The sequence below is a fragment of the Aureimonas sp. AU4 genome (assembly GCF_001463765.1).
GTDB lineage: Bacteria > Pseudomonadota > Alphaproteobacteria > Rhizobiales > Rhizobiaceae > Aureimonas.
Genome location: NZ_BBWK01000030.1, coordinates 81117 through 93365, shown reverse-complemented (window position 1 = coordinate 93365; position 12249 = coordinate 81117). Strand labels below are relative to the sequence as shown.

Genomic DNA, 12249 nt, shown 5'->3' with positions numbered 1-12249 from the left:
GGTGGCCGCTGCGCCGGTCGCTCCCGCCGCGCCCGTGGCGCTCGTGCCGGCCGCGCCCGCGGCCCCTGCCGGCATGCCCGGCGGCTTCGGCATGCCGACGCTCGGGGCGCCGGCCGACGGCGCGGATCAGTCCGAGTAGCGCTCCTCGGCGAAGGGGTCGCCGCGATTGTGGTAGCCCCGGACCTCCCAGAAGCCGGGCTGGTCGCGCGTGCGGAACTCGATCTCGCGCAGCCACTTGGCGCTCTTCCAGAAATAGAGGTGGGGCACGACGAGGCGGATCGGCCCGCCGTGCTCGCGCGTCAGCGGAGCGCCCTCCCAGGAGTGGGCGACGATCGCGTCCTCGGCCGCGAAGTCCTCCAGCGCGAGGTTGGTCGTGTAGCCGTCGTAGGACGAGAGCACGACGAAGGCCGCGTCCTCGCGCGGCTGCACGATCGCCAGGAGGTCGCGCGTCGACAGCCCCTCCCAGCGGTTGTCGTAGCGCGACCACGTGGTCACGCAGTGGATGTCGGTGGTCTCGCTCGTCTGGGGCTGCGCGCGGAAGGCGGCGAAGTCCCAGCTTTGCGGCCGTTCCACCGCGCCCTTGATGTCGAGGCGCCAGCGCTCGGTCGGAACGCCCGGCGTCAGCCCGAGGTCGAGCACCGGCCAGTTCGTCACCAGATGCTGGCCGGGCGGCAGGCGCTCGGATTGCGGCCTTGCGGTCCGCCCCGTCAGGAAGCGGCCCTCGCGCGCCCAGTTCTCCTTGGTGCGCGTCAGCTTGGAATCGTCGGGCGTGGGCGTCGCGTCGTCGTTCATCGCGGGTCTCCTCGGGTCGGCGGCGCCAAGGTAGGAGGCCGGCCGCGCGGGCTCAAGCGCGACGCCTCCTTGAAAACCCGACCGCGCGGCCGATCTGCGGCGCCATGGGATTGCGCAAGACGAAGCGAACGGCGGGGAAGGGGCGGTGGCTACGCGCCCTGCTTCTGCTTCTGGCCGTTCTGGCGCTCGCGCCTCCGGTGAGCGCGGCCCCCGGGAAGACCCATCCGGTGGCTCGGATGGCGGCCGTGGCCGACTGCGCCGGACACGACGAGCCCCGTCCCGGCCCTCGTCATGCGGACCAGTGCTGCGCCTTCCATTGCGCGCCCGCCGTTCCGCTCGTCGCCCTCGATCCGGGAGCGCCGCTCTCCGCCGGTTTCCGCTTCGCACGGCCCGTCGACGACGGGCTTCGCGAATTCACGCCGCGCCTGCCGCTTCCTCCGCCGCGAGCGGCGTAGCGCCCTGATCGTCACACCCGTTTCTATGGGACCGCCCGCCCAACCGGCGGTGCGCGCCCTTTTCAAGGACTGTCCTATGTTTGATCGTTCCATCGTCCGCGCGCGCGGACCCGCGCTTCTCTGCGCGGCGCTTCTTCTGGCGAGCGCGCCCGCGCTCGCGCAGGACCATTCCGGCCATACCATGCCCGCGCGGGATCCGGCCCATTCCGGCCATGCCGCCACGGCCCCGGCCGCCGGCTCCCCGTCGGCGGCCTACATGGACGCCATGCGCCGCATGGACGAGACCATGGCCTCCATGCCCATGACGGGCCAAGCCGGCGTCGACTACGCCCGCATGATGATTCCGCACCACCAGAGCGCGGTGGAGATGGCCCGCGCCTATCTCGCCAGCGGCGAGCGCGACCCCGTTCTCGTCAAGCTGTCCGAGGATGTGGTCGCCTCGCAGGAGCGCGAGATCGCGCTTCTCGAAGGCTGGCTGCGCGAGCACGCCCCGAAATAAGCGGGGGCCGACAGGGCCGTCCCCTCGCCGGGGGCGGCCCGGTTCCTAGCTGGCTTCGTGTCGCTCCTGTCGAAAGCTGATCCATCCATGTCCACCGTGCCGGGGCGCTCCCGCCCGATCTGGCGCTCGATCGCAGAGCGCCTCGAGATTCGCGGTCTCGTCGTGCTGCTTCTCGTCTCGGGCGCGGTGGGCGCCTTTCTCGCCATCGCGGGCGAGGTGCGCGAGGGCGACACGCACGCCTTCGACGACGCGATCCTTCTCTGGTTCCGCAAGGCGGGGGACCCGGCCGATCCGATCGGTCCCCGCTGGGTGGAACTCGCCTTTCGCGACATCACCGCGCTCGGCGGCATGACCGTCCTGACGCTGATCACGGTCACGGTCGCGGCCTATCTCGCGCTCCTGCGCAAATGGTCCTCGGCGTTTCTCGTGCTCGTCTCGGTGCTGGGCGCGATCCTGGTCTCGAGCGTCCTGAAGCTCGGCTTCGACCGGCCCCGGCCCGACGTCGTGTCGCATCTGGTGGACGTCCACACGCTGAGCTTCCCGAGCGGCCACGCCATGCTCTCGGCCGCGACCTACCTCACGCTCGGCGCGCTCCTGTCGCGCACGCAGGCCGCGCTGACGACGCGCATCTACCTGATGGGCGTCGCGATCGCGCTGACGCTCCTGATCGGCACGAGCCGCATCTTCCTCGGCGTCCATTATCCGACCGACGTTCTCGCCGGCTGGTGCGCGGGCGCGGCCTGGGCGCTTCTGTGCTGGACGGTTGCGCGATGGCTGCAGCACCGGGGCGACGTCGAGCCCTCGAGCTGACGCCGCCCCCTTCGGCTCTCGTCCTCAGGCCTCAATGGGCATGCGGATCTGCATCTTCACCTCGCCCTTGGGGGCCTGGGCGGCGAGCTTGAAGGCCTCGACGCTCTCCTCGAAGGCGAAGGTGCGGGTGATCAGCGGCGACAGGTCGATCGCACCCGACGCCAGCATGGCGATGCAGCGCGGGAAGACGTGCGCGTAACGGAACACGTGCTCGACGCGCGCTTCCTTCACCATGGCGCCGACGAGATCGTAGCTCGGCTTCTTCATGGGCATGCCGACGAAGACCACCGTGCCGCCCGGGCAGAGCGGATCGAAGATGTTCTCGATCGCGCGCTCGGAGCCGGCGCATTCGTAGATCACGTCGGCGCCCCAGCCCGCCGTCTCGCGGCGAACGGCCTCGCCGAGATCCTCGCGCCCGACGTTGACCGCCGTCACCGAGCCGAGCTTCCTTGCGATCTCCAGCTTGGTGTCGTCGATGTCGGAGACGATCACGTGCGCGGCGCCCGCCGCCAGCGCCGCGAGCACGGTCACGAGGCCGATCGGACCCGCGCCGATCACCACCGCGACATGGCCCGGCTGGCCCTTCGCCTTGGTCGCCGCATGGACGCCGACCGCGAGCGGCTCCACCATCGCGGCCTGCGCGAAGCTCACCGTATCGGGCAGCTTGTAGGTGAACGCCTCCGGGTGGACCACCGAGGAGCGCAGGACGCCGTGGATCGGCGGCGTTGCCCAGAAGCGGACGGCGGGGTCGAGGTTGTAGAGCCCGAGGCGCGTCGCGCGCCCGTTCGGGTCCGGGATGCCGGGTTCCATGCACACCCGGTCGCCGGCCTTCAGCGTCGTGACGGCCGCGCCCGTCTCGGTCACGATGCCGCTCGCCTCGTGGCCGAGAATCATCGGCTCCTTGACCACGAAGGAGCCGATGGCGCCGTGCGTGAAATAGTGGACGTCCGAGCCGCAGATGCCGACCGTGTGGATGGCGATGCGAACGTCGTGGGGCCCGAGCGGCTCGTCCAGCACGAAGTCGCGCAGCGCCAGCCGGTCCTTCTCCTCCAGGACGAGGGCCCGGCCCGTGGCCGTCGTGGAACGCTTGAGCTCTTCGATCGATGTCATGGCGGGGCCCTGCTCCTGATGGGATGGCGGTTCGCCAACGCTCCACCGCTTTCGCGCGCCCGCGTCAAGGGCGCAGCCGGGAAGGTCGCGATGCGGCCACCCATTCTCATCGTGCGTGGGAAAGGGAATGCGGGAACCGGCTCTGGAGCTCTCTCGTTTTCGATGCGACGAAACGACGGATGGAGGGCGCCATGCCCCGCGGCGACAAGTCGAAATACACGGACAAGCAGGAGCGCAAGGCGGACCACATCGCCGAAAGCTACGAATCGCGCGGTGTGCCGGAAGCGGAGGCCGAGCGCCGGGCCTGGGCGACCGTGATTAAGGAAGACGGCGGCGGCAACAAGAGCGGCTCGGGCCGCGGCCACGCCACCAGCCATGCCTCCTCGAAGAAGGGCGGCGAGCGGGGCGGCAAGGCCTCCGCCTCGCGCACGGCGGCCGAGCGCTCCGCCTCCGCCAAGAAGGCGGCCGCCACGCGAAAGCGCAACGCGGAGCATCATGCCGGCGCCTGATCGGCGCAGCTTGTGCGCGGTGTCGTCTCTACGCCCGTCCGCCTGCCTGCTGACCGGTAAGGCGGGCGGGCGGTCAACATGTGTGAGCGCACGAATGATTGCCTGGAACGGCGCGTCCAGGCTGAACCGGCAGGATCATCCCGACAGCGCTTGATCTGCCGTCATCGATCCCTGTCATCGACAACGACCGTCTGCCACTGGTCGGGGATGGACGGCGCTTCTCGCGTTGGACAGCCGGACGTATGGTCCTGCGTGACGCTTCAACCACGCACCGATCCATGTCCCGACCGGTGCCGGAGGGCGCATCCGTCGTGCGGCACGATCGTCGGTCCACCGCCTCGGCGAGCGGCTCACGCAAGGTGACTCGATAACGAAAAAAGGCGCTGGCCTTGGCCAGCGCCCCCTCCGCTTGCGCGGTGCGATCGACGCTTACTTGGCCGGGGCGGCCGGCGAGGTGATGTTGCCGTCGCCCGTCGAGGTGCCGGGAACAGGATTCGAGGTCTCCTGCGTCGGCGAACCGGTCGCGGGCGCGTTCTTGCCGGTCACGACCGTGCTCGCGGCGCCGGCGGGCATGGCCGACTCCTTGCCCTGCTCTGTGCCTGGAACCGGGTTCGAGGTCTGCTCGGGCTGCGAGGTCGCGGCCGGGGCCATCGCGCCCGGAACCGGAGCGGCCGGAGGAATGACCGAGGTCTCGCCCGCCTCGGAGCCGGGAACCGGGTTGGTGTTCTTCTCGGACGTGTCCTGGGCGAAGGCCGCGCCCGACAGGAGCGTGGCGGCGGCGAGGGCGAGCATGGTACGCTTCATGATGCAAACTCCAGGTGACGGGACGATCTTTGAAGCCTGCCCGCCGCGTCCCGCGTCGGGCCGGACAAGCATTCTCGACGCCCTCAACATGGTTTCGCCGCAAATGGTTCCAGCCTTGTCGAAGGATCCGCATCACGCCTCCGGGAGCCGCGCATGAGCCCGGGCGCCGATGCTTTCCGGGCGATGCGCGACCTCCTTCTCGACCCGCAGCTGTCGCCGTCCGAGAAGCGGCGGCGCTTCCGATGGCCGGCGCCCGTGCCCTTCAACTGGGCGCTCGACTGGTTCGACGGCGTACTGGCGAACGACTCGGCCACGGGGGATCGGCCGGCGCTGCGCATTCGCGAGGCGGCGCGCGGTGGGCGGGAAACCTCGTTGAGCTTTCGCGAGCTCGCCAGCCGCTCTTCGCGCATCGCGAACCTTCTCGCGCGGCTCGGCCTTACGCGCGGAGACCGGCTGCTCGTCATGCTGCGGAACGAGCCGGCGCTCTGGGCCGTCCAGCTCGCCTGCTTCAAGGCGGGGGTCACGGTGCTGCCCGCCAGTCCGCTTCTTGCCCCGCACGAACTGCGCGACCGCCTGACGCGTGGGGTGGCGCGGTGCGTCGTCGCGCGGGGCGCGCTCGCCGGCATCCTCGACGCCGCCCGCTTCGAGGGCCTGCGGCTCACGCCCGAAAGCGAGCCGCCGCCCGGCTGGCGCGGCCTTGCGGAGGCCGACGCGCACGACCCGAGCTTCCGGCCCTGCGGGCAGACCGCGCCCGACGACCCGCTTCTTCTCTACTTCACCTCGGGCACGACGGCGCTGCCCAAGCTCGTGCTCCACACCCATCGATCCTATCCCGTCGGGTCGCTGTCCACGATGCACTGGCTGGGCCTTCGGCCCGGCGACACGCATCTCAACGTGTCCTCGCCCGGCTGGGCCAAGCACGCCTGGAGCTCGATGTTCGCGCCCTGGAGCGCGGGCGCGACGGTGGCCGTGCTCGAACAGGACCGGTTCGAGCCCGCGCCGCTCCTGCGCGCGCTGGACGAGATGGCGGTGACGACCTTCTGCGCGCCGCCGACCGTCTGGCGCCACCTCGTCGGCCATGGCCTCGGCGCGCGCCCCGGTTGCCTGCGCGAGGCCGTGTCGTCGGGCGAGCCGCTCAACGCGTCGGTGATCGGGGCGGTGGCCCGGTCCTGGGACCTGCGCGTGCGCGACGGCTACGGCCAGACCGAGACGACGGCCATGGTGGGGCACGTGCCGGGTGCGGTGGGGGAACTCGGCTCGATGGGGCGCCCGCTCCCCGGTTATCCCATCGTTCTTCTCGACGCTGAAGGGCGGGAGGCGGCGGAGGGCGAGATCGCTCTCCGGCTGGAGGCGGGCCGCCCGGCCGGACTGACGCCGAGCGCCGCGGTGTCGGGGGAGGGGATCTACCGGACGGGCGACGTCGCGCGCCGCAACGCGGACGGAACGCTTACCTTCGTCGGGCGCGTCGACGATGTCTTCAAGTCGTCGGACTACCGCGTCAGCCCCTTCGAGCTCGAAAGCGCGCTGGTGGCCCATCCGGCGGTGCGCGAGGCGGCCGTGGTGCCGATGGCGGACGCCTTGCGCCTTGCCGTACCGCAGGCCTTCGTCCTTCTCGAGGCGGACCGCACGGCTGATGCGGCCACCGCCGAGCTTCTGTTCAAGCACCTGAAGGGGCGTCTTTCGCCCTACCAGCGGATCCGGCGCATCATCTTCGTGGAGGCGCTGCCCAAGACGCTCTCGGGCAAGATCCGCCGACGCGACCTGCGCGCCGAAGGGAGCGACAGCGAACTCGGCCGCTTCGAAGAGCCGGCGGCCAATCGGGCCTGAAGGCCGGTTCTCCGCCTCAGATCATGCCCATGACGCGGCCGAGGCTGCTGGCGAGCGAGCGGCCGTCGCAGGGTTTGCTGCACACCGTGACGCCGGGGTAGCGCCGCGTCAGAAGCGCCTTCTCGCCCTGACCGGTATGGAAGAGAAAGGGAACGCGGCGCTCGTGGAGGAGGTCGGCCACCGGATAGGACGGCTCACCGTGCAGGTTGAGGTCGAGGACGACGGCGTCGAAGGCATCGTTCTCGGCCTCGGCGCGGGCCTGGGCAAGCGTGCTGGCGCAGACGACGCTGGCACCGCAGTCCTCGAGTTCGGCCTCGATATCGAGCGCGACCAGAAACTCGTCCTCGACGACGAGAACCCGCTTACCCCGAAGGCTCGAAGACTGCGACATCATAACCGAGACTCCGACCCGTCCTGCCACGCCACTTTCATTCCTGCCTACACAACGCACGGGAGACTATTTGGCTCCCGTTTCGCTGCGACGCAACGAGGCCGGTCGCCACGGCGCCCGTTATCCCCACGGAACCGTTGCGATCTGCCGTTGGGGGATTTGGGGCGGCCGGCACACGAGGCGAGGGTGGAGGAGGGGAGGGCGTCGTCGGCGTTGCGGATCGGTCACAGGACGCGAACCCGCTTCTTCAGGTGGCCACCTCGACGATCGCCTTCACCAGCCCCTTCTTGTCGTGCGCCCAGTGCGGGATGCGATCGGCGGCCTCGGCCAGCGTCGTTCCGTGCGTCGCCAGCCGGTCGGTCGGGACGCGCCCCGCGCGGATCGACGTCATCACGTGCTCGAAGTCGGCCGCGAGCGCGTTGCGGCTGCCGACCAGCCGCATCTCGCGCTTGTGGAATTCCGGGTCGGAAAAGGTGATGTCGCCCGTCACGACGCTGACGAGAACCAGCGAGCCACCGTGCCCGACATCGGCGAAGCCCGCCTGCATGGAAGCCGGGTGGCCGGTCGCGTCGAACACGACCTCGAACCCGTCGCCCGCCGTCATCTCGCGCACGCGCTCCGCGCGCCGCGCGTCGGCGACCACCGCCTCGGGCAGCCCCAGGGCCTCGGTCGCGAAGTCGAGCCGCTCCTGGAGCGGGTCCATGATCGCGACCTCCAGCCCGGCGAGCTTGGCGAAGAGCGCGGTGCCGAGGCCGATCGGCCCGGCGCCCACGACCAGCGCGCGGCCCTCGCTCGTCTGCGAACGGCGCACGGCGTGGGCGCCGATGGCCAGGAACTCCACCATCGCCGCGTCGCGCAAGGGGAGATCGCCGGCAGGAATGAGGTTGCCCTCCGGGACCTCGATGCGCTCGCACAGGGCGCCGTCGCGGTGGACGCCCAGGACCTCGATGCGCATGCAGCAGTTGAAGCGCCCCTTGCGGCAGGCCGCGCAGGTCCCGCAGCTGACATAGGGGTTGATCACGACCGGCGTGCCCTCGGGCAGGCGGGCGCTCCTGGCGACACGGCCCGAGACCTCGTGGCCCATCACCCGGGGATACTGGAGGAACGGGTGCTTGCCCTCGAAGATGTGGTAGTCCGTGCCGCAGATCCCGACATGGGCGACGTCCACCAGCGCCCAGCCCTCGCGCGCCGCGCCCGGCCGCTCCCGTTCGCCCAGCGCCAGCTTGCCCGGCTCGGCGCAGACCAGCGCCCGCATCGTGTTCCCCATCTTGCCCGCTCCTACTGCCGACGCCGGCGCAGCTGGTCGAAGTAGACGATCACGATGATCAGACCGCCGGTGATGATGCGCTGCCAGAAGGAGTTGACGTTGAGAAGGTTGGCGCCGTTGTTGATGGTCGCGAGGATGAAGGCGCCGATCAGCGGGCCCTGGATCGAGCCGACCGCGCCGAAGAGCGAGGTGCCGCCGATCACCGACGAGGCGATGGCCTGGAGTTCCCAGCCTTCCGCCTGCGTGGCGTTGCCCACCCCGATGCGCGCGGCGAGAAGCACGCCCACGAAGGCGGCGAAGACCGCCGAGAGCGAATAGGCCATGTAGATCATGCGCGGCACGTTCACGCCCGACAGGCGCGCGGCCTCGGGGTTGGAGCCGACCGCGAAGAGGTAGCGCCCGAACCGGCTCATGTGGAGGAAGACGTAGGCCGGCACCGCGACCAGGATCACCATCCAGAAGAGGTTGGGGATGCCGAGGAAGCTTTCGCGCGAGAAGGCGTTGAAGCCCGCGTCCGTGATCGAGATCGTGGAGCCGTTGGTGATCACGAGGCCGATGCCGCGCAGCGCCGTCAGCGTCGCCAGCGTGATGATGAAGGGCGGCAGGCCCATGCGCACGATGCCGAAGCCGTGGAACATCCCGATCAGGAGGCCCATCACGAGGGTCAAGAGCACCGCCGCCCAGACCGGTACGCCCGCCTGCAGAAGGTAGGCGATCACGGTGGTGGAGAAGCCGACGATCGCGCCCACCGACAGGTCGATGCCCGAGGTGATGATGACGAAGGTCTGGCCGATCGCCAGGATCGCGATCATCGAGCCCTGGCGCAGGAGGTTGGCGATGTTGTTGGCGGTGGCGAAGGTCGGCGTCGCGAAGCTCAGGAAGACCCAGAGCGCGACCAGGAGGCCGAGCAGCGTCAGCGCGAAGAGGAAGCCGAAGTTGCGCCGCGGCGCGGCGGCGGCTTCGGGCGCGGCGGGGGAGGTCTGAACGGTCATGGACGCCTCGGGGGTCGCTCGAAGGAAGGGTTCACGTCAGACGCCGATCGCCTGGGCGAGGATGGTTTCGTGGCTCGCCTCGTGGAAGCCGCTCGAGCCGACGAGGCGCCCGCTGCGGAAGACGTGCATCGTGTCGGCGAGCTCGTAGACCTCGGGCAGGTAGGAGGAGATCAGGAGGATGCCCGCCCCCTTCTGGAGAAGCTGCCCGAACAGGCGGTAGATTTCGGCCTTGGTGCCGACGTCCACGCCCACCGTCGGCTCGTCGAAGATGAAGAGCTCGGCGCCGTGGGCCAGCCACTTGCCGATGACGATCTTCTGCTGGTTGCCGCCCGACATGGCCGAGGCCAGCGTGCGCCGGCTCGGCGTCTTGATGGCGAGGTCGCGGATCTGCCGGTCGGCCTCCTCCGCCTCGCGGCGGCGCGAGATCGTGAGCCCGCTCGTCACCCGGTCGTAGATCGGAAGGTTCAGGTTGAGGCCGATCGGAAGGTTCAGGGCCAGCCCCTGGTCGCGCCGGCTTTCGGGCGCGAGCGCGAGGCCGAGGTCGATCGCCTGGCGCTCGGAGCGGATGTCGACCGGCTTGTTCTTCCAGAGGATCTCGCCCGCCGTCTTCGGGTTGCGGCCGAAGAGCGAGAGCGCGAATTCCGAACGCCCCGCGCCGATCAGGCCGTAGAGCCCGACGATCTCGCCGCGCCGCACGGTGAGCGAGATGTCCTCGAAGCCCTTGCCCGAGAGGTGCCGCGCCTCGATCAGGGGCTCGCCGATCGCGATCTTGTCCTTGTGGTAGATCTGGTCGAGCGAGCGGTTGATCATGAGCGAGACGAGCTCGGCGTCGTTCGTCTCGCGAATGTCCCGCGTTCCCACATGGGTCCCGTCGCGCAGCACCGACACGCGGTCGGCCAGCTCGAAGACCTCCTCCATGCGGTGGCTGATATAGACGATCGTCACCCCTTCCGCCTTCAGGCGGCGGATCAGGGTGAATAGCTGGGCGGCCTCCTGGCGCGTCAGGTAGGCGGTGGGCTCGTCGAAGATGATGAAGCGCGTGCCGCGCAGCGAGGCTCGTGCGGTGGCCACGAGCTGCTGCTGGCCGATCGTCAGGCTGCCGAGTTCGGCGGTGGCCGGCAGGCGGAAGCCCATGTCGTCGAGGATGGCTTGCGCCGCGCGGTTCATCTCGCGCTTGCGCAGGAGCCCGCCGCGCACGCTCTCGTCGCCGAGGAAGATGTTGGCGGCCACCGACAGGTGGCGGCACAGGACGACCTCCTGGTGCACGGCGTTGATGCCGTGGTCGATCGCCTCCTGGGGGGAGGCGAGGGCGACCGGCTGGCCGCGCCAGACGATCTCGCCGCCCGAACGCCGGATGACCCCGGTCAGGAGCTTGATGAGCGTCGACTTGCCGGCGCCGTTCTCGCCGACGATCGCGTGGATCTCTCCGGCGCGGAACGAGAGCGAGCAGGGCTTGAGCGCGAGCACCTGGCCGTAGCGCTTCTCGAGGCCGCGCAGCTCCAGGATGGTCTCGCCGGCGGCGACCGGCGGCTCGGTGGATGCGGCATGCTCGCCCGCCGGGCGCGGGTCGAGGGGGGATGGCGCTGTGGTCAAGGAATGCCTCCTTACGAGCAGGAGCCTGCGAGCGGGGCCGGGCTGGGCCTTCTGCGTCTCGCCTTGCCCCGCGAAGGGGCGAGAAAGCCGGGGCGCCTGATGGCCCCGGCCCTTCATGGCGCCCGCCGGACCGGCCGGCGGGCGACGTTCAGCCTCGAGGGTTACTTGACCTTCGGGTTGAGGAGCTCCTGCGAGCGCTTGTCCATCATGTTGGCGGTGGTGATGAGGTTCGCGCCGGTGTCGACGTTCTTCTCGACCTTCTCCTTCTTAGAGACGGCGAGCGCGGTCTTGATGCCGTCGTAGCCCATCCGGTACGGGTCCTGGACCACCAGCGCCGAGATGACGCCGTCCTTCAGGAAGCCGACGAGGCGGTCGTCGGAGTCGAAGCCGACCAGAGCCACCTTGTCCTTCACGCCGTTCTCGGCGACCGCCTGGCCGGCGCCCTGCGCCATGATCAGGTTCGAGGCGAAGATGCCGACGAGGTTGGGATTGGCGGTCAGGAGGTCGGTGGTGATGTTGAGGCCGGTCGCGGCCTGGCCGTCGGCGTAGCGGTCGGCGACGAGCTTGAGGCCCGGATACTTGGCGAGCTCCTCGGTGAAGCCCTTCTTGCGCTCCTCCAGCGAGCCGGCGTTCGGCGCGTTGGTGATCAGCGCGACGTCGCCCTCTTCCTTGCCGGTCTTGGCTTTGATCGCCTCGGCCAGGCCGCGCGCGGCGATGCGGCCGCCCTCGACGTTGTCGGTGGTGAGGAAGGACGAGAAGGCATCAGTCTCGGCCGAGGAGTCGATGCCGACGACCGGAACCGACTTGGCGGCCTCGGTGATCGGGGCGCCGAGCGCCGTGCGCTCGGTCGGCGCGATCACGACCGCGGCCGGCTTGCCCGCCACCGCGTTCTCGAGGATCGAGATCTGGCCGTTGATGTCGGTCTCGGCCTGGGCGCCGAGCTCAGGCACGTTGACGCCGAGATCCTTGCCCGCCTGCCGGGCGCCGGCCAGGACGATCTGCCAGTAGAAGGAGGTCGTGTCCTTCACGATGATCGGGATGGTGGGCTGCTGGGCCAGGGCCGGACCGCCGGGCAGGGCGAAGGCTGCGGCCAGGAGGGCGACGCTGGCCAGGGCCGCGCGACGGGTCGGAAGGCGGGACTTCATCGGAACTGTTCCTCCTTGAAAGAGCGTACGTATCCGCCGGGTCGGCCCGGTTCTT

General features: G+C 70.1%; 13 protein-coding genes. 5 read left to right on the top strand and 8 right to left on the bottom strand.

The annotated features are described in order from the left end of the window. Positions 1 to 126 precede the first annotated feature (126 nt). Positions 127 to 792 carry a sulfite oxidase-like oxidoreductase gene (locus tag AUL35_RS10555; RefSeq protein ID WP_062014594.1) on the bottom strand — a complete coding sequence of 222 codons (666 nt, stop codon included), beginning with the start codon at positions 790 to 792 and terminating at the stop codon, positions 127 to 129. A 104-nt stretch (positions 793 to 896) separates the two neighbouring features. On the opposite strand from AUL35_RS10555, the gene AUL35_RS10550 reads away from it, so the two are divergent. The 3 genes from AUL35_RS10550 (at position 897) to AUL35_RS10540 (ending at position 2556) form a co-directional block, all read left to right on the top strand. Continuing rightward, entirely contained in the window at positions 897 to 1247 is a 351-nt protein-coding gene (locus tag AUL35_RS10550; RefSeq protein WP_062014593.1) for a hypothetical protein, read from the top strand. Between the two features lie 76 nt (positions 1248 to 1323). Further along, on the top strand, positions 1324 to 1746 hold the full coding sequence (locus tag AUL35_RS10545) for a DUF305 domain-containing protein (RefSeq protein WP_062014592.1): 423 nt from the start codon (positions 1324 to 1326) through the stop codon (positions 1744 to 1746). 87 nt (positions 1747 to 1833) lie between these two features. Continuing rightward, positions 1834 to 2556 (top strand): phosphatase PAP2 family protein, encoded by a 723-nt coding sequence (locus AUL35_RS10540; protein WP_082666251.1) that lies wholly within the window; start codon positions 1834 to 1836, stop codon positions 2554 to 2556. A gap of 24 nt (positions 2557 to 2580) precedes the next feature. On the opposite strand, the gene AUL35_RS10535 is transcribed toward AUL35_RS10540, so the two are convergent. Next, positions 2581 to 3666, bottom strand: a complete 1086-nt coding sequence (locus tag AUL35_RS10535; protein WP_062014591.1) for an NAD(P)-dependent alcohol dehydrogenase — start codon at positions 3664 to 3666, stop codon at positions 2581 to 2583. 191 nt (positions 3667 to 3857) lie between these two features. On the opposite strand from AUL35_RS10535, the gene AUL35_RS10530 reads away from it, so the two are divergent. Beyond that, positions 3858 to 4175, top strand: coding sequence for a type II toxin-antitoxin system RelE/ParE family toxin (locus tag AUL35_RS10530; protein WP_062014606.1), 318 nt, complete (start codon positions 3858 to 3860; stop codon positions 4173 to 4175). Between the two features lie 429 nt (positions 4176 to 4604). Here the strand turns inward: AUL35_RS10530 and AUL35_RS22085 are convergent, their stop codons facing one another. Beyond that, positions 4605 to 4979, bottom strand: a complete 375-nt coding sequence (locus tag AUL35_RS22085; RefSeq protein ID WP_156417932.1) for a hypothetical protein — start codon at positions 4977 to 4979, stop codon at positions 4605 to 4607. A 153-nt stretch (positions 4980 to 5132) separates the two neighbouring features. On the opposite strand from AUL35_RS22085, the gene AUL35_RS10520 reads away from it, so the two are divergent. Then, positions 5133 to 6806: an AMP-binding protein gene (locus AUL35_RS10520; RefSeq protein WP_062014589.1), complete on the top strand. Its 1674-nt coding sequence runs from the start codon at positions 5133 to 5135 to the stop codon at positions 6804 to 6806. A 16-nt stretch (positions 6807 to 6822) separates the two neighbouring features. Here AUL35_RS10520 and AUL35_RS10515 read toward each other — a convergent pair whose 3' ends face one another. The 5 genes from AUL35_RS10515 to AUL35_RS10495 form a co-directional block, all read right to left on the bottom strand. After that, positions 6823 to 7197, bottom strand: a complete 375-nt coding sequence (locus tag AUL35_RS10515) for a response regulator (protein WP_082666254.1) — start codon at positions 7195 to 7197, stop codon at positions 6823 to 6825. A gap of 247 nt (positions 7198 to 7444) precedes the next feature. Next, the gene (locus AUL35_RS10510) at positions 7445 to 8452 is read right to left on the bottom strand and encodes a zinc-binding alcohol dehydrogenase family protein (RefSeq protein WP_062014605.1); all 1008 of its coding nucleotides are present in this window, start codon (positions 8450 to 8452) and stop codon (positions 7445 to 7447) included. A 23-nt stretch (positions 8453 to 8475) separates the two neighbouring features. Further along, positions 8476 to 9456 carry an ABC transporter permease gene (locus AUL35_RS10505; protein WP_062014587.1) on the bottom strand — a complete coding sequence of 327 codons (981 nt, stop codon included), beginning with the start codon at positions 9454 to 9456 and terminating at the stop codon, positions 8476 to 8478. Between the two features lie 36 nt (positions 9457 to 9492). Continuing rightward, entirely contained in the window at positions 9493 to 10962 is a 1470-nt protein-coding gene (locus AUL35_RS10500; protein ID WP_244493733.1) for a sugar ABC transporter ATP-binding protein, read from the bottom strand. A gap of 248 nt (positions 10963 to 11210) precedes the next feature. Next, positions 11211 to 12194, bottom strand: coding sequence for an ABC transporter substrate-binding protein (locus tag AUL35_RS10495; protein ID WP_062014585.1), 984 nt, complete (start codon positions 12192 to 12194; stop codon positions 11211 to 11213). Positions 12195 to 12249 lie beyond the last annotated feature (55 nt).